The sequence below is a fragment of the Marinomonas primoryensis genome, from assembly GCF_013372285.1.
Taxonomy (GTDB): Bacteria; Pseudomonadota; Gammaproteobacteria; order Pseudomonadales; family Marinomonadaceae; genus Marinomonas; species Marinomonas primoryensis.
This window is the reverse complement of sequence record NZ_CP054301.1, coordinates 2,202,508-2,220,000: the sequence shown is the minus strand read 5'-3', so window position 1 is coordinate 2,220,000 and position 17,493 is coordinate 2,202,508. Positions and strand designations below refer to the sequence as shown.

16 protein-coding genes and 3 rRNA genes (1 of these 19 only partly in view) are annotated in these 17,493 nt (G+C 42.3%); 13 read left to right on the top strand and 6 right to left on the bottom strand.

The window, feature by feature from the left end; genetic code table 11:
• The 3 genes from MP3633_RS10290 to rrf (MP3633_RS10280) form a co-directional block, all read left to right on the top strand.
• Positions 1–1,749: ribosomal RNA gene (locus MP3633_RS10290) — 23S ribosomal RNA — on the top strand (it extends 1,147 nt beyond the left edge of the window).
• Between the two features lie 233 nt (positions 1,750–1,982).
• A 5S ribosomal RNA gene (gene rrf, locus MP3633_RS10285) occupies positions 1,983–2,097 on the top strand.
• A gap of 88 nt (positions 2,098–2,185) precedes the next feature.
• Positions 2,186–2,300, top strand: a 5S ribosomal RNA gene (rrf, locus tag MP3633_RS10280).
• A 94-nt stretch (positions 2,301–2,394) separates the two neighbouring features.
• On the opposite strand, the gene MP3633_RS10275 is transcribed toward rrf (MP3633_RS10280), so the two are convergent.
• Genes MP3633_RS10275 through MP3633_RS10260 form a run of 4 tightly spaced genes read right to left on the bottom strand, consistent with a single transcriptional unit; the run spans position 2,395 to position 5,465 of the window.
• A complete protein-coding gene (locus MP3633_RS10275) occupies positions 2,395–3,354 on the bottom strand; it encodes an FAD:protein FMN transferase (protein ID WP_176335475.1) in 960 nt (319 codons plus the stop codon).
• Between the two features lie 52 nt (positions 3,355–3,406).
• Entirely contained in the window at positions 3,407–4,714 is a 1,308-nt protein-coding gene (locus MP3633_RS10270; protein ID WP_176335474.1) for a DUF3570 domain-containing protein, read from the bottom strand.
• On the bottom strand, positions 4,701–4,925 hold the full coding sequence (locus tag MP3633_RS10265) for a DUF4266 domain-containing protein (protein WP_176335473.1): 225 nt from the start codon (positions 4,923–4,925) through the stop codon (positions 4,701–4,703). The genes MP3633_RS10270 and MP3633_RS10265 overlap by 14 nt, the downstream gene beginning before the upstream one ends.
• A gap of 3 nt (positions 4,926–4,928) precedes the next feature.
• Positions 4,929–5,465: a TlpA disulfide reductase family protein gene (locus MP3633_RS10260; protein WP_112138472.1), complete on the bottom strand. Its 537-nt coding sequence runs from the start codon at positions 5,463–5,465 to the stop codon at positions 4,929–4,931.
• Between the two features lie 142 nt (positions 5,466–5,607).
• Here MP3633_RS10260 and dsbD point away from each other — a divergent pair, with 142 nt between their 5' ends.
• The 10 genes from dsbD (at position 5,608) to MP3633_RS10210 (ending at position 15,585) form a co-directional block, all read left to right on the top strand.
• A complete protein-coding gene (gene dsbD / locus MP3633_RS10255; RefSeq protein ID WP_244959584.1) occupies positions 5,608–7,428 on the top strand; it encodes a protein-disulfide reductase DsbD in 1,821 nt (606 codons plus the stop codon).
• Positions 7,429–7,442: 14 nt separating this feature from the next.
• The gene (locus MP3633_RS10250; RefSeq protein ID WP_112141669.1) at positions 7,443–8,108 is read left to right on the top strand and encodes a response regulator; all 666 of its coding nucleotides are present in this window, start codon (positions 7,443–7,445) and stop codon (positions 8,106–8,108) included.
• Entirely contained in the window at positions 8,083–9,489 is a 1,407-nt protein-coding gene (locus tag MP3633_RS10245) for an ATP-binding protein (protein ID WP_176335472.1), read from the top strand. Before MP3633_RS10250 ends, MP3633_RS10245 begins: the two co-directional genes overlap by 26 nt.
• Before the next feature lie 430 nt (positions 9,490–9,919).
• Positions 9,920–10,720: an ectoine/hydroxyectoine ABC transporter substrate-binding protein EhuB gene (gene ehuB, locus MP3633_RS10240; RefSeq protein ID WP_244959582.1), complete on the top strand. Its 801-nt coding sequence runs from the start codon at positions 9,920–9,922 to the stop codon at positions 10,718–10,720.
• Between the two features lie 18 nt (positions 10,721–10,738).
• On the top strand, positions 10,739–11,401 hold the full coding sequence (gene ehuC, locus MP3633_RS10235; protein WP_112138478.1) for an ectoine/hydroxyectoine ABC transporter permease subunit EhuC: 663 nt from the start codon (positions 10,739–10,741) through the stop codon (positions 11,399–11,401).
• Positions 11,398–12,075, top strand: a complete 678-nt coding sequence (gene ehuD / locus MP3633_RS10230) for an ectoine/hydroxyectoine ABC transporter permease subunit EhuD (RefSeq protein WP_176335470.1) — start codon at positions 11,398–11,400, stop codon at positions 12,073–12,075. The genes ehuC and ehuD overlap by 4 nt, the downstream gene beginning before the upstream one ends.
• Positions 12,072–12,845, top strand: a complete 774-nt coding sequence (ehuA, locus tag MP3633_RS10225; RefSeq protein ID WP_112138481.1) for an ectoine/hydroxyectoine ABC transporter ATP-binding protein EhuA — start codon at positions 12,072–12,074, stop codon at positions 12,843–12,845. Before ehuD ends, ehuA begins: the two co-directional genes overlap by 4 nt.
• A gap of 133 nt (positions 12,846–12,978) precedes the next feature.
• Positions 12,979–13,692, top strand: coding sequence for a ZIP family metal transporter (locus tag MP3633_RS10220; protein ID WP_112138483.1), 714 nt, complete (start codon positions 12,979–12,981; stop codon positions 13,690–13,692).
• Positions 13,693–13,803: 111 nt separating this feature from the next.
• Positions 13,804–14,949 carry a benzoate/H(+) symporter BenE family transporter gene (locus MP3633_RS10215; protein WP_342356098.1) on the top strand — a complete coding sequence of 382 codons (1,146 nt, stop codon included), beginning with the start codon at positions 13,804–13,806 and terminating at the stop codon, positions 14,947–14,949.
• A 12-nt stretch (positions 14,950–14,961) separates the two neighbouring features.
• The gene (locus MP3633_RS10210; protein ID WP_176335468.1) at positions 14,962–15,585 is read left to right on the top strand and encodes a GntR family transcriptional regulator; all 624 of its coding nucleotides are present in this window, start codon (positions 14,962–14,964) and stop codon (positions 15,583–15,585) included.
• Here the strand turns inward: MP3633_RS10210 and MP3633_RS10205 are convergent.
• The gene (locus MP3633_RS10205) at positions 15,582–16,271 is read right to left on the bottom strand and encodes a sensor histidine kinase (protein WP_112138489.1); all 690 of its coding nucleotides are present in this window, start codon (positions 16,269–16,271) and stop codon (positions 15,582–15,584) included. The two genes, MP3633_RS10210 and MP3633_RS10205, sit on opposite strands and share 4 nt — an antisense overlap.
• A gap of 2 nt (positions 16,272–16,273) precedes the next feature.
• Entirely contained in the window at positions 16,274–17,485 is a 1,212-nt protein-coding gene (locus MP3633_RS10200) for a response regulator (protein WP_112138491.1), read from the bottom strand.
• Positions 17,486–17,493 lie beyond the last annotated feature (8 nt).

The window sequence follows — 17,493 nt, the reverse complement described above, 5'->3', positions numbered from 1 at the left end:
GGATGCTTAATTTATTAGGCATGGTAGAGGAGCGTTCTGTAAGCCGTTGAAGGTCAAGCTGTAAGGCAGGCTGGAGGTATCAGAAGTGCGAATGTTGACATGAGTAACGATAAGGGGAGTGAAAAACTCCCCCGCCGGAAGACCAAGGTTTCCTGTCCCATGTTAATCAGGGCAGGGTGAGTCGGCCCCTAAGGCGAGGCAGAAATGCGTAGTCGATGGAAAACAGGTTAATATTCCTGTACCGATGTATATTGCGATGGAGAGACGGAGAAGGCTAGGCCAGCACAGCGATGGTTGTCTGTGTTTAAGGCGGTAGGCAAGTGACTTAGGCAAATCCGGGTCACTCTTTTAGAGAGAATGCCGAGAACTGATGACGAGCCCTCTTTTGGGCGAAGTGGTTGATGCCATGCTTCCAGGAAAAACTTCTAAGCTTCAGATATACATTGACCGTACCCCAAACCGACACAGGTGGTCAGGTAGAGAATACCAAGGCGCTTGAGAGAACTCGGGTGAAGGAACTAGGCAAAATGGTACCGTAACTTCGGGAGAAGGTACGCCGGCCGGTGTGAAGGACTTGCTCCGTAAGCACTAGTCGGTCGAAGATACCAGGTGGCTGCGACTGTTTATTAAAAACACAGCACTCTGCAAACACGAAAGTGGACGTATAGGGTGTGACGCCTGCCCGGTGCTTGAAGGTTAATTGATGGGGTTAGCGTAAGCGAAGCTCTTGATCGAAGCCCAAGTAAACGGCGGCCGTAACTATAACGGTCCTAAGGTAGCGAAATTCCTTGTCGGGTAAGTTCCGACCTGCACGAATGGCGTAACGATGGCCACACTGTCTCCACCCGAGACTCAGTGAAATTGAAATCGCAGTGAAGATGCTGTGTATCCGCGGCTAGACGGAAAGACCCCGTGAACCTTTACTATAGCTTCACAGTGAACTTTGAACCTATTTGTGTAGGATAGGTGGGAGGCTTTGAAGATAGGACGCTAGTTCTATTGGAGCCAATCTTGAAATACCACCCTGGTATGTTTGAGGTTCTAACTCAGGTCCATTATCTGGATCGAGGACACTGTGTGGTGGGTAGTTTGACTGGGGCGGTCTCCTCCCAAAGAGTAACGGAGGAGCACGAAGGTGTGCTCAGCATGGTCGGAAATCATGCGTAGAGTGTAAAGGCAAAAGCACGCTTAACTGCGAGACAGACACGTCGAGCAGGTACGAAAGTAGGTCTTAGTGATCCGGTGGTTCTGTATGGAAGGGCCATCGCTCAACGGATAAAAGGTACTCCGGGGATAACAGGCTGATACCGCCCAAGAGTTCACATCGACGGCGGTGTTTGGCACCTCGATGTCGGCTCATCACATCCTGGGGCTGAAGCCGGTCCCAAGGGTATGGCTGTTCGCCATTTAAAGTGGTACGCGAGCTGGGTTTAGAACGTCGTGAGACAGTTCGGTCCCTATCTGCCGTGGACGTTTGAGATTTGAGAGGAGCTGCTCCTAGTACGAGAGGACCGGAGTGGACGAACCTCTGGTGTTCCGGTTGTCACGCCAGTGGCATTGCCGGGTAGCTACGTTCGGACGGGATAACCGCTGAAAGCATCTAAGCGGGAAGCCTCCCTCAAGATAAGATCTCACTGGGACATAAGTCCCCTAAAGAGCCGTTCGAGACTAGGACGTTGATAGGTTGGGTGTGTAAGTGCTGTGAGGCATTGAGCTAACCAATACTAATTGCTCGTGAGGCTTGACCATATAACACCAAAGTGGTTTTAGATGATAAGTGAAGAGAGAATGAAAAAGACTCTAAGCAAATGCATCAAAGATTACAGAGACACATTACGATAAAACTGGTTTGACCTTGATTACCGTTATTTCAAAAAAGAATTGTTAAAGATCCAAGCATGTCTTCGCGTGTTTTGGTAGGAAGAAAGAGATGATAGAAATTATAATCTTAAGAAACCGCCAGAACGAACGCAGCAGAATTGCTTGACGATCATAGAGGCGTTGAACCACCTGATCCCATCCCGAACTCAGAAGTGAAAAGCGCCATCGCCGATGGTAGTGTGGGAGATCCCATGTGAGAGTAGGTCGTCGTCAAGCTTAAAATTTTGAGCTTAGCTCCTTTTATAAACCTAACTATATTGGTTTTAAAAAGTGTAAGAATTGATCGCAAGATCTATAAAGTTTTCTTGATAATCATAGAGGCGTTGAACCACCTGATCCCATCCCGAACTCAGAAGTGAAAAGCGCCATCGCCGATGGTAGTGTGGGAGATCCCATGTGAGAGTAGGTCGTTATCAAGATTTAATTAATGAGGCCCTGATTGCCGATGCAGTCAGGGCTTTTTTTCGTCTGAAGAAAAGCCTATGCAATGTTGGCCTCTTTATGGAACGGTACTTAGTTATATAGCCAGTAAGGGGTTTTTATCGATGCTAAGAAGCTTTCTGCGTGTTTTCCCTGTAATAGGGCGAGTGTAGCGATGATGCCTGCGTTGATGCAAGTTGGAGCGGCGACAGTGATACTTCTCGGTGCGTCTGTAATGGGCCAACCAGTGATTGGGTTTAATACATGAGAATAACGAATGCCATCTTTTAATAGAAAGCGTTTGCTGTCCCCTGATGTGGCGAGTGCTCCGGATGATAGAGCGATTATCTGCTGGGCTTTATTATGACGGGAAATCGATTCAATGCCGACTTTCCAGCTTTCTCCGTTTAGTCTTACGCCACTACAGGTAAGATCGCCACCGCAGTTAACTAAGATGGCGGCAGACTTGCTGGCCAGGGTCTGACAACAGATGGTGAGTACTTTATCCACTGCGTATTCTTTGCCAATGCCGCCAAAATCTAATTCCATGCCTAATGGCATTTTTAGTTGTTCAGGCGCTTCAGTACTCCAAGCTAATTTCTTCCAACCGACATAGGGTAAGAGAGCGTCAATCTGGTTTTGTAGTGGTAACTTGTCGTTACCATTAAAGGTCCATGCTTCTCTTAAGATGCCTGATGTTATATCAAATAATCCTTGCGAGGCGTTGTAGGCTTGGTTGGCGAAAATCATCAATTGTGCACTTTCATTGTCTAGCTTTTGCCAGCAATCTGGTGTGGAGTGTATGTCTGAAAAGGTATTTTTTTTTTGATAGCGGCTGTATTTGTACTCAATTCTCCAGGCTTCAATAATGGCATTTTTTGCCGCTGTCTTAACTAATTCTAACGCTTCGCATTCAATCAGTATGGAACAGTTACTTGCCATACATTCAAACTTTATTTGATAAGTGTGCTTACCTTCTCGCCACAGACTTGGGTTCGGGTGCTTGCTTAGGTTGAACGACGAATCAATAATTAATTCTTCAATAAAAGTCATGGCTTTCCGGTGAATGATCACCCTCTACCTTTTTGGTAGAGGGTGTATTTAGTTAAAATTTATAGCCAACAATTAGCATTGCAGCATCTAAACCAGGATAGAGTTCCTGTGTTGCCAACTTCCCATAACCTTTGTCGCCAGAGCTTTCTTGATGATATAGAGAAAACCGGGTGTAAAATTCAGTTTCATCGGCAAACTGATAGCCATATTTTAAACCAATGGTGTAGGTATCTAAATCCCCTAATCGATAGTCTGCACTGGCAAATTCAGCGCTTGAGTAATCACTTGAGTTTAAATAACGATGATAAAAGTCGGCCTTGCTCTGAGTATACCAACGAAGTTGCGGCTCTAGATATTGGTTGTCAAAACGGAATCGATATTTGGCATCTATGGTATGCGAGTTGACACCCCAATCATCAAACATGTATCGATAGCTCACATCGAGTATGTCGTTGTTATCAAATTGATATTTTGTTTGCCAATAAAGACTTTGTTTTAGGCGTGAGTCTGGCCGCTTTTCGTATAGGTAAAGATTACGTCCGCTGCTTTGGTAATTACCACCATAATTGCTGCCAGCACTATCATCTATTACAGAGATGATTTTATAAGCGTCGGTTAGATAACCAGAACTTGTACTCAATGCATAGTTAAATTGCATAATAGTTTTGCGGTTAATGACTTGTGTTACCCCAAAAACCGCATCAACAAGGCTTTTATTCTCAGAATCTGTACGCTGAGTAAATTCACTGTCTGAGCTGCTTAGTGGTACTTGCACTAATCCTGTTGCTACGCCGCCCTCAGGGTTAATGCTGTCACTAGACAGGTTTACACCCAAGGTAAGTGTGGTGTTCTTCTGATTGAGATAACGTGACAAGTTGCCATTTAGACCAAGAGATTGGTAGTCGTGCTCTTTTGAAAGGTAGCCGCCAACACCGTATGCCCAATCACGATCTATTGGTGCTGACCAATTGCTTGAAAGGGCAATGCGAGTATCTTTAAAAGTATCGTCTAGAGGTTGCTCACCAGCGGTGGCGGCGTAAGAGCCTTTACCTGAAGGGCTTGTGAAGGTTTGAACCTGGTCGCTTGGTGTAGCGCCATTCGGTGATGCACCCGTTAGCGTATCAGCAGCCAGTTTGATATTAAGCTTTGTTTCTTCGTCATAGTTTTTAGTGGCACTAATCACTGGTTCGGCAGCAGAAACTCGTCCGTCGCTTTCTGAATAAAGCAGGAACGCAGAATCGACATCCCAGTTATCTGCAGCATTAACGCTTGCTGATAGGCTGCCAATTAATGCACAGCTGGCTGCGGTTAATAAACGCGCCAGATCTTGATTTTTTTGCGTTGTTTTAGTTACAGCCACAGCCACCACCTCCGAAACCTTGTCCGCCACTACTGGCTTCTTTACTAAAATAGATGTGATCGTTCAAACTGCTTTCGATAGGATCACTGATTAAATTCATTTCTTGCTGGGCAAGTACATCACGTTCCCAGGGTTTCACTCCAAGATCGCTGCAACCCGCTAAAACAATAGACAGGGTAAGCAAACTGATTATGCTGATTGTTTTTTGCATCTGTTATTCCCCTTTTTCCGCTAATAACTCAGTGATAGCCGATTCATAATCCGCTATGTTTTTTTCGTGAAAACCGACGTGTGTTGCTCTAATTTTTCCCTGACGATCAATCAAAAAACTGGTAGGCATGCCAATGACGCCAAAGTCTTCTGGAAGCTGGGCGTCGGTATCAAATAATACGGAAAAGCCAGGTTTAAACTCTTTTAAGAAATCTAAGGCTTGGTCTTTTTCTTGATCCAGATTAATCGCGATGACTTTCAGACCTTGTGCCTTGTATTTAGCTTGGATGTTCGTCATCCATGGAAAGGACTCTCGGCAAGGTCCACACCATGAAGCCCAAAAATCCACCAGTAGCACTTGGTCTTTTTCCATGCCTAATGATATTTGTTTGTTGGTTTGGTATTCGGGTAAGTACACAGTTTGATGAGGCGCAATTTTAGCCTTGGCGGCTGATATTAGTTCGCTTGCCCACAGGCTGGAAGAAAAGAATAGGCAGCTAGAGAGCGCGGCTATCAAGACGTGTTTTTGATATTTGATCATGGCTTGCTTCCAAATAAAGTATATTGGAAATAGTACGGTATCTTTCTTAAGGGAAAATTAAGTGTCAAAAATACAAGACGTAAGTTTTGCTTAAGGTTTCTTATTTATAGTGGCTCAATCAACGTATATTAAGGAACATTAAGTGACGACTTCTTTCATGTCTTTTAGGTTAATTAAATGGCTAATAGGCTCTTGTTTCGCTGTGATTTTGGCGGTCCCTGCTTTTGCTGATAGTGATTTTTTGAAACCATCTGAAGCGTTTCAATTGCAACTTGATACGGTAAAAAGAGAAGTGCAATGGACGATTTCTGATGGTTATTATTTGTATGAATCGCGTGTAAAAGTTGTTTTGGCTAATGATAAAACGGTCTCCATACCGTTTCATTTTCTGACGAAATCTGACGTTAAAGACGATCCAAATTTTGGCATAGTGCAGGTTTTTCATAATCGAATGGTGATTGTTATTGATCCAGTCGGCGAAAATATGGATGAGCTAAAGGTAACGTATCAAGGCTGTGCCGCTGCAGGTCTGTGTTATCCACCGCAAACCAAAATTGTGTCATTTAATCATGCTGCAACGCCTGACCAAAAAGTTGCAGCAGTGCCAATTGCATTCGCGAAGAACTCATTTTCTACTGAGTCAGAAACATCATCCGAAGCAGAAGAAGGGCAGCTCGTAAAGTTGTTGTTAAACGGTGATCGTTTTTGGGTATTGGTTACTTTTTTTGTTTTAGGCTTAGGTCTTACTTTTACACCGTGCGTATTGCCGATGATTCCAATCTTAGCGGGTATCATTGCGGGTCAAGCAGGCAATATTACCGCTAAGAAAGGTTTTTTCTTATCCCTATCATATGTCCTAGGGATGTCATTTTCTTACAGTATGGCAGGAGTGTTAGTCGGAATTTTTGGTGCGCAACTGAACCTTCAGGCTTTGTTTCAAGCGCCCAGTATATTGATTGGTTTTAGTGTGTTGTTTGTCTTGCTGTCTTTGTCGATGTTTGGTTTCTATGAATTACAGTTACCTATGTTTCTTCGAGACAGGCTTGATCGGCTAAGTCAAAAAAGTGCCGGTGGCCCTTATCTTGGTGTCGGTATAATGGGTGCTATTTCTGCGCTGATTGTTTCACCTTGTGTCTCTGCACCATTAGCCGGTGCATTAATCTATATCAGTACAACAGGTGATGCTCTGCTTGGCGGCAGTGTGTTGTTTGCGATGAGTTTGGGAATGGGGATACCCTTATTACTTGTTGGTTTGGGTGGTGGTAAGTATCTACCGAAGGCAGGTATGTGGATGATGCAAGTCAAAGCCGCATTCGGTGTGATTTTACTAGGTGTGGCAATTGTTTTGGTATCAAGAATTGTGTCGGAAACGCTTAGTGTGTATTTATGGGCCATACTTTGTATTGTCTATTCGGTACATCTTTCTCCTTTTCAGTCTGGCGATAAGAGCTGGGGAAAAACTCGTCAAGGCTTTGCGTTGATTTTATTAATATACGGCGCGGCATTGTTGACTTCTGGCTTGGCAGGAAAGCCCAGTTTAGACAAGCCATTAGGTTATTTTTCCTCTGTAACAGGTGACGTCAATTCGATTGAGAAACAGTCTTTATTTAATCGTATGCAAGATCCTGCGCTTATCGAAAATGCAATGCAACAGGCTAAGGATAATGGAAAAGTTGTGGTGGTGGATATGTATGCGGATTGGTGTACTGCTTGCTTAGAAATGGAAAAGGATGTCTTTAGTAATAGTGATCTAAAAGCCTATTCAAATAATATCTCATTTTTGCAGCTTGACCTCACTGAAAATACGCCTGCTCAGCAAGCATTTTTATCAAAATATGGCGTATTTGGGCCACCAACTCTGTTATTCTTTTCCTCTAATGGTGATTTGATCAACGTTCGCCAAGGTGAAATGGATTTAGCACAATTTAACAGCATGCTGCAATTAACCTTGGCAAACTTATGAAAGAAGGAATAGGTTTGCGCATACTGGTTGTAGAAGATGATCTTTCGTTAGCGGACGGCCTTGTTACCGCCTTAAAACGGGAAGGTTATACGGTTGATTTACTCCATGATGGGATTCATGCTTTGGAGGCATTGGCGAACGAAGTGTTTGATTTAGTTGTGTTGGATTTGGGTTTGCCAAGACTGGATGGCTTAGCTGTACTTAAGCAACTGCGTGCCAATGAAAATAGCGTGCCTGTTTTAATTCTTACCGCCAGAGATGCCTTAGAAGATAGGGTGGCTGGTTTGGATTTAGGTGCAGATGATTATCTTGTTAAACCTTTTGATGTGACTGAGCTGAAAGCACGGGCACGGGCGTTATTACGACGTAGTTATGGGCGCGCGATCAGTGAGATTCATTACAAAGGACTTGTGTTGTATCCCGCGAGTCATAAAGTGATTTATCAAGACAGGGATATCAATCTTACCCGAAGAGAATATTCCTTACTGCATGAGCTTATTAGTCAGCCTGGACATGTATTTACCAGAGACGTACTTCAACAGTTGATGTATGGCTGGGGCGATGATGTAGAAAGCAATGCGTTAGAAGTGCATATCCATCATTTGCGTAAGAAGCTGTTCCCTGAATTAATTCGCACCATACGAGGCATTGGCTATGTGGTCGATCAAGACGTGGGTTAAAAGCCAGTTACTCAGCTCAATTCGAAGAAGAACGCTTTTTTTTGTGATGCTGGTTTTTACCCTAACCAGTATAGCTATCATGTTGATTGGGTTGTTATTCGCTAACCATGAAGTCGAAGAGTTGTTTGATGCGCGGTTGGCTCAACAAGCAAGGTTGCTGCTCACTTTATCCGAAAACGTTGAAAGTATAAGTGCAAATTTAGATATCTTGTCGCCCTTATTTATTGATCAAGCAAATACCGATTCCAGCGTTGGTCATAAGTACGAAAGTAAAATATTTTATCAGATTTGGAGTATGGATAAACTCAAAATCGCTTCAGATTCGATATCCCTCACTGAGCATAAAAAAGGCGACTTTGGCTACGGTTATGCCATGTCTGATCACTATCAGTGGCGTACTTTTACGCTAGAACAAACGGTTGGGGATGTCAGGATTATTGTTGCAGAGCGTGCAGATGTGAGAGGAGAAATTTCAGATAAAATTGTTTTTCAAACACTGTTTCCTGAGCTATTAGCTTGGCCTATTTTGGCGGTGCTTGTTTGGGCTGCGGTTGGTTTTGGTCTTGAGCCTTTACAGCAGTTAGCTCAACGAATAAATAAAATTACACCGACAAAGTTAGAGCCGATTGAAATGTCTGATGTTCCTGAGGAGCTGGTTCCAGTTAAAAACGCTTTGAATGGCCTTTTAGTAGAAATTGATGTGTTGATGAAACGCGAAAAACGTTGGATCGCCGATGCCGCCCATGAACTAAGAACCCCATTAAGTATTTTAAAGGTGCATGCTGAAAATGCGACATCAGCCAACAATGATACAGAACGAAATCAATCGCTAAAACAGCTTACATCTGGGGTCGATCGCTCCACTCGAATTGTGTCTCAGTTACTGGCTCTAGCGCGTCTTGAGCATCAAAAAGACGCTGTTAAGGAAAAGGTCGATGTCTTGGCAATTACTCGCTCGATGATTGCAGATATTCTTCCTTTAGCATGGAAGCGAGACATTGACATTGTTCTTAATGTTGATGATAGCTTGCCTTGGTATTGTTTTGTTGAACCTAGCCATATCGAAATACTATTACAAAACTTAATGAGTAACGGGATTAAGTTTTCATCTAATGGCTCAGTGATTAAAGTGGTCTGGGCGCAAACTGCCATGCAAGTTGAGTTAAAGGTGATTGATACAGGTACAGGAATTTCTGAACAAGACAGGAATAGATTGAGCGAACGTTTTTTTCGATCAGGAGAAGTGGAAGGCGCTGGTCTTGGGTTGTCTATTGTTAAAAATATTGTAGACAAATACCAAGGTGTTCTTTCTTTTGAGGATTCGTTACCTCAAGGCCTAACCGTTCAAGTTAAACTTCCTATTTTAACGAATAGCAAATGATTTACTCATAGAAATAAATTTTACATATTAAGTTATTAGCTTACGGTAATTTTATATTTTCACTTCAAGTGTCTATCCAAGATGAATGGGAAGGGTAGGATGCCTGGGTGAGTATTGAATCGATAAAAAAATACCAGACAATGTCTGGTATTTTTTTATTTGGTGCTTTTGTGCAGATAAGCGTTAAGCCTTTGGGTGTTTCTTTTTCTATTCTTAATGCCTCTACTGTAGCCTCTTGTTTTTTACCACTTTAGTGGAAAAATAATAAGGAATCTAATGATTACAGATCTAAATAGTTCTTGATCATTCGGTTCATTTTATTTAGTGTAAAGAGACTTTTTACGATTATTAGTTCATTTTTCTAGCAAACATGAGGTTTATTATGAAAAAAATATTCAGGAAATACATTATATCTCTAATGAGTTTCTCAATGGCTCTTTTCTCTGTATCGGTAGCTGCAAATACATTAGATAAGATAAAAGATGAAGGCACTGTGACGATCGGTGTTGCCAATGAAGTTCCTTATGGCTATACGACTCCTGATGGTGAGCCTGCTGGTGAAGCACCTAGTATTGCTGTCCAAGTGCTTAATGATTTGGGTGTGGATAATGTGAAGGTGGTTGTTACTGAATTTGGTTCTTTGATCCCAGGTTTAAGAGCAGGCCGTTTTGATGTTATTGCCGCGGGTATGTACATTACGCCAAAGCGTTGTGAGCAAATTTTGTTCTCTAATCCAACTTACAGTATTGGTGAAGGCTTTTTGGTTAAAAACGGCAATCCTAAAGCACTAAATGGTTACGACAATATAGACAGTAAGTCTGTGAAATTAGGTGTGATGTCTGGCTCTGTAGAGTACGGCTATGCTCGTGACTTCGGTATTGATCTTAGTAAAATTGTGATTTTACCTGATTATCCATCTGGTGTTGCTGCGCTTAAATCAAATCGTATTGATGCGTTAGCGGGTACGAGCTTAACTATGGCTTCGTTGGCTCAAAAAGATGATAACGTGGAATTGGCGCAACCTTTTACGCCTTTAATGATCAAGGGTAAATCGATTAAAGGCTACGGTGGATTTGGTTTCCGCCCATCAGATACCGTATTGCGTGATGCCTTTAACGCCGAATTGAAAGGCTTTATTGATACTAAAGAGCATATTGCCATGGTAGAGCCTTATGGTTTTGGTAAGCATACTTCTCCCGAAGGCATGACTGCCGAAACATTGTGTCAATAACTCTGGGAAATTAGACTCATGGAATTTGGAGAAATTGTCTCCGTATTACTCCAGGGGGCCATTGTCACAATAGAAATTGTGGCAATGGCGTTGCCTCTCGCTGTGTTAATGGCCTTCAGCTTCGGATTGATTCGTCTTTACGCTCCAGCACCCTTCAAACAAATTGCCATTGTTTACATTGAATTTTTTCGTGGTACATCGGCGCTAATTCAGTTGTATTGGATTTATTTTGTTTTGCCATTTTTTGGTATAACCATTGATGCGATGACAGCGGCTGTCGTTGCCTTAGGTTTGAATATTGGTGCGTACGGTACAGAAGTTGTTCGTGGTGCTATTCAATCTGTGCCAAAAGGGCAGTATGAAGCCTCCATTGCATTAAATTTCACAGCTTCTCAACGACTGTGGCGCATCATCATGCCGCAGGCTTTGGTTAATATGATTCCGCCTTTTGGTAATTTGGCTATTGAATTAGTAAAAGCGACCTCGTTAGTTTCTCTGATTACGATTGGGGATTTGACCTTTAAAGCTAAAATGTTAGCTGATACAACTTTACAGGTTGGCGAGATCTTCGGTGTCGTATTGTTATTTTATTTTGTTATGGCTCAATTCTTAGTCTTCTTTATTAGACGTTTAGAAACACACCTTAGTAAAGGTTTAGGTCGTGGAGGGCTACACTCATGAATGGATTTCATTGGGACTGGGCGTTTACATGGGAAGTGCTTCCCATGATTTTGTCAGCGGCAAAAGTGACCTTATTGGCGACATTGCTGGGTAGTATTTTTGCGATTGTGATGGGGTTGGTGTTTGCCTTACTACGTCGTAACAATAGCCGAACCGTACGTATTTCGACTTATTGGGTTGTTGAGTTTATTCGTAGTACGCCTTTGCTGGTGCAGATTTTCTTTCTCTATTATGTGATGCCAGAATTTGGGATCAGTATGTCACCACTTGCCACAGGCGTATTTGCTTTGGGCCTTCATTATGGTGCGTATTTATCGGAAGTCTTTCGTAGTGGTATTGATGGCATTGAAAAAGGCCAATGGGAAGCCGCTAGAGCATTAAATTTAACCATTTTTGATACTTACAAAGATATTGTGCTTCCTCAAGCTATTCGTCCGATGATACCGGCGACAGGGAATTACATCATTGCCATGTTTAAAGAAACCCCTCAGCTTTCTGCCATTACATTGTTGGAAATGTTGCAGATGGCAAAGATTATTGGTTCCGAAAACTTCCGTTATCTAGAGCCGTTTACCTTGGTTGGGATTTTGTATCTCGTGTTTAGTCTTTTAGCAGCCTACGGTATTCATCAGGTTGAAAGACGCTTTCCAAAAGAAGGATTTAGTTTGAAATGAGTGCGCCAATTATTGAATTTAAAAATGTTAAAAAATGCTTTGGTGAAACGGTCATTTTTAGTGATTTTAACTTCAAAGTGGAAGAAAATGAGATTGTATCAATCATCGGACCAAGTGGTTCGGGTAAAAGTACCTTGCTGCGAATTTTGATGACATTAGAAGGCATCGATGGCGGTTACATAAACGTAGCAGGTGAGTCGCTTTGGCACATGCCTTGGCAAGGTCAGTATGTGCCAGCCAATAATAAGCATTTGCATAAAATGCGTAATCACCTTGGTATGGTGTTCCAGCACTTTAATTTGTTTCCTCACATGACAGTGAAGCGCAACATCACAGAGGCACCAATGCGAGTAAAAGGTGTTTCGCGGGCAGAAGCCGAGAAATTTGCAGAAAAATTACTGCAGTTGGTGGGCCTGGCTGATAAAGCCGACAGTTATCCAAATGATTTATCTGGTGGTCAAAAACAACGAGTGGGCATTGCCCGTGCACTTGCGATGAAGCCCTCTATTTTATTACTGGATGAAATCACCTCAGCTTTAGACCCTGAATTAGTAGATGAAGTGTTGGATGTTATTCGTAATCTGGTGAAAGAAGAAAGCTTTACTATGTTGTTAGTAACCCATGAAATGTACTTTGCTCGTGAGATCAGTGATCGAGTGTGCTTCTTTGATAAAGGTGCGATAGTGGAAGAAGGCGAGCCAGAAGCTATTTTTACACAACCAAAAGAAGAGCGAACCAAGGCTTTTCTGAATGCCTATATTGGACAATAGTTTTCAATAGCAATCCAAAACGTATTTTAGTATCTATTGATAAGGCGCCTAAGCAGGCGCCTTATTTTTTGGTCGTGACAAATGACGTATTCAGCACGGATAATGGCTGAATATCTTATGGAGTATTGATTGAATGACACCCTTATATAGTGTGATTTTTTTAACCTTGTTTGCAGGCTTGGCAATGCCATTGGGCGCATTGATTGCCCATTTTGAGCGTATTAGGCCTAAATGGTTAGAAACTGAATTAATGCACGGCGTTACTGCATTTGGTGGCGGGGCTTTGCTGTCCGCTATTGCATTAGTTCTTGTTCCCGAAGGTGTTCAGCATTTTGTTCCTTGGTCTGCTGCTTTGTTGTTTCTATTGGGCGGTACGACTTTTATGTGTCTGGATATTCAACTATCCAAAAGTCAAACCTCTATGAGTCAGTTGGTGGCTATGTTGGCTGATTTTATTCCGGAATCCCTTGCTTTGGGTGCGGCGTTTGCATTGGGTACTATTAATGGCGTGCTGCTCGCGACGCTTATTGCAATGCAAAATCTCCCTGAGGGCTTTAATGCTTTTCGAGAGCTAAAAGCATCCTCTCATTATCGTCCATCTACTATCATTCTTTGTTTTGTGTTGCTGGCATTATGCGGACCAATAGCAGGTGTTGTCGCACATGTTTGGCTTGCTGAATGGCCTGCGGTGGTATCGGGAATCATGTTATTTGCCTCAGGTGGAATTTTATATGCCGTGTTTCAAGACATTGCCCCTCAGGTTACTTTGGAGAAGCGTTGGGCGCCACCAATGGGTGCAGTAATGGGATTTGCGCTTGGTTTGGTGGGTTATATGTTGGTGCAATAATAAAATATAGATAAAAATGTATACAAAAATACTTTTTTTGAAATATAGTTAATATTAATTTCAAACCATATAGGTAATAGGGTTGTGCTCAAAATATTAAAGGATTTCAGTTTGAGTGCATTGGTCGCAGGCTTTGTGGCGGTGCTCATTGGTTTCGCGAGTTCAGTCGCGATCGTCTTTCAGGCGGCGCAAGCTGCTGGTGCTGACTCTAATACAATCGTGTCTTGGATTATGGCGCTTGGTTTTGGCATGGGCGTAACTTGTTTCTTCCTTTCTTTATGGTACAGATCGCCTGTCATTACCGCTTGGTCGACACCTGGAGCCGCATTGCTAGCAACAAGTTTGGGGACAATTAGTTATGCTGAAGCGATTGGCGTATTTGTCTTTGCTGGCCTATTAACTCTGTTAACAGGTGTGTCAGGTTTGTTTGATAAAGTCATGCGTTTGGTTCCCTTACCGCTTGCTTGTGCAATGTTAGCTGGAGTGCTTTTTAAATTCGGTCTTTCTATTTTTGACGCCATGATAAGTGATGTTTTTCTTGTCGGCAGTATGTTGGTTACTTATTTGGTGAGCAAGCGACTTACTCCTCGTTATGCTGTGCTGTTTGTATTGATGGCAGGTGTTGCGCTTGTGCTTGGAAGGTCCGATGGTCAGCTTATGTCTAGTATTCCTGTTGAGATTGGTTCTCTTGTTTGGGTTTGGCCTGAATGGAATATTAGTGCACTGATTGGGATTGGTGTGCCTTTGTATATTGTGACTATGACGTCTCAAAATATCCCTGGTGTCGCAGTAATGCGCAGTAGTGGCTATCAAACGCCGGTTTCTCCTCTCATTAGCTGGACTGGATTTACGTCAATTTTTTTAGCGCCTTTGGGCGGTTTTGCTTTCAATTTAGCAGCGATCACAGCGGCAATTTGTTCTGGTGATGAATGCCATAAAGATCCTAAACGACGTTATATTGCAGGACTATCAGCCGGTATATTTTATTTGTTGGCGGGCTTGGCTGGTACGTCTGTCGTGGCGCTATTCTCCATTTTTCCTGCAACTATGATTGCTGCATTAGCCGGTATTGCTTTATTGGGAACTATTGGGATGAATTTAAAAAATGCCATGGCGGATGACCCTAATCGAGAAGCAGCATTGGTCACTTTTTTAGTTACCGTTTCGGGTGTTTCGTTTGGCGGTATCGCGTCGGCTTTTTGGGGTATTTTATTTGGTGTTATATGTCTTCTAGTATCAAATATTAAGCTTAAGTAAAGGCATTGCTTAGTGGATATTACCCAGAAAATTAAAGAGCATATTGTTAATGGTGAGCTTCCAAGAGGCGTACCTCTTCGTCAAGCTGAATTGTCAGCACGTTATGGTGTGAGTCGAATACCGATTAGAGATGCGCTTCTATCATTAAGAGCCGAAGGCTGGCTTGCCCCTCACGGTAAAGCGGGTGTGATGATACCCGCTCTTAATTGGAAAGAGGCGGAGGATCTTTGCTTAATGCGGGCTGAACTAGAATGTCTTTTGTTTGAGATGGCGTTTGATAATATTCAAGAAGAGAATGTTAAAGAAGCGAGAGGCTTTCTTATCGATTTAGACCATGAAAATTTAACATTAGTGGGACGAGGGGAGCTTAACTGGCAGTTTCATAATGCTTTGTATCAAGCGGCCAATAGACCGACACTTCAAAGAGTCGTGGAGGGGTTAAATAAACAGGCTGTTCGCTATCTAGGTTTTCAGTATGGACCTTTGGGCTATCGATCAATAAGTCAGGATCAGCACGAAGTTTTGCTTCGCCTTATTGAGTCAAAAAATAAGCAGGCTGCGCTCAACTATTTGAGGCAGCACATTGAGCAAGCAGGAAAGTTGTTATCAGAATATCTGAAAGAAATTTCATATTAATAGTGTTCAACGAAGAGCTCTTCTGATGCTTGGGGTAGGTAGACGGTAAGGCTTGCACCACCAAGAGATAAAGAAGATTCCTTTTTTATAAAGCCACATACTTCATCAACAACGTGCGCTGAGGCTGATAATTCAGCAAAATACAATCCTAAGCCAGTGTTAACCTCAAAGATATCTTCCGGTTGCTCTTCTATATGCACAAAACCTTTGCCATCGTCCTCTATAGAGATGACTAGAAATTCTTTTTCCTGCCTTGCACTGAGAATGATTTTTGATTTTGCAAAGCGAAAAGCATTATAAACAGCCGTGCTAACGACCGCCGTCATTAATCTCTCATCAAAAGTACCCGTTAGGTTGGTATCGCAATGGTAGTCTAATACTAGGTTTTTGGCATTGGCAGACGGTTGTAAAGCGAACACTTGATCATCTAAAAATTCATCGATTGAAAAAGTATCAACATGGAGATCGTAGCCATTTGACGCAAGTCTGTAGAGGTAGAGATACTCGACCCATTCGTCATTTAGTTTTTTAAGCGACTCTTCTATCAATATGATTTTACTTTGGTTTGGGTCATTACTGTCTGTTGTGTCTTTCAGGCCTTGTAGCTGATAAAGCAGGGTGCCTACTTGGTTTTTACTTTCGTGTATTGCACTGGCAAGAATAGTACTAATATTCAGTTTTTTCATCTCTAGCCTCCAAAAGCATTGCTATAGGCAGAGCTTTGTTTTTTTGTTGGTGGCGTAGCACTGCCTGATGCTGCTTCACTAAGCCAAACCTCAAATATTTGCTTGGACGTCAATGTGTCTTTTTCCGCTAAATAAACGTCTATTTCATAACTATAAGATTTGGCTTTATTCTCCATGTCATCAAAAAATGACTCATGAACTTTCTTAAGAGTACTTTCAAAATTGTCTTTTTGTCGTGGCAGTAATGGGCCGCTGTCCGCTATTCTGGCGAGGGATTCCAGGTGTTTTAGATAGACTTCAGCCGTGTTGTAACAAGAGTATTTGGCTAAAAAAACCGCTCTTCGATATGCCATTTCAGCGGTTACTGGGTCATTTAGCGATAAACTGATTTTACCTAATTCGATTTGGCGAAGAATATTTTTGGGCGATCTGCCTATCGCTTCAACTAGAGTTGCTTGGGCTTCCTCAGGCTTCCCCTGAGCGACTTGAATTTTTGCAAGCCAATCATAGGCGCTGACAAAGAATCGGTTATCAAACATTAGTTGCCGAAAGTTTTGCTCCGCTTTTTCCAATTCGCCCATAAAAAAATAGGATTTAGCTTTGCCAAATAATGCCCAAGGCATTTTTCGACTTTTTAATGTGTTATTGAATAAAGACAGTGCTTTTTTGTATTCTTTTATCTCTAGCAGGCTTTCACCTATGACTCTTTCACATTTACCAATTAAAGAAGGGTGTTTTTTTATTACCCGTTTTGCGGCGGCAATTGCTTCTTCGTAATTATTTGAATCAAGCGCAACATTCACGTCATACAATTTTTCTTTTGTTTCTAATAATTTGCTGAGACGTCTTTGCAAAACAGCTTGAGAGAAAGGTTTCGTAATGTAGCCGTCAGGCTGATATTCGATGGCGCCCATGACCATTTCAATTGATGTTTCGGCGGTGACCATTAAATAAGTAGCTGTGTTTGGTATGAGTTTAGAATGTCTCACTTCTTCTAACAGTTGTTGTCCATCTTTACCGTTACCTAGGTTGTAGTCAGATAGAATGACATCAAAAGTTCGATTTCTCAGAAGCTCAATAGCAGTTTCTGCTTTCATGGCAATGTCAATTGAGGTAAAACCAAAATCTGTTAGCATTTTTCGCTGCATGATTCTGGCTTCTGCCATATCTTCTATGAGTAACGCTTTTTTCTTAGAGAAGTCTGGTTGTGCCATAAATAATT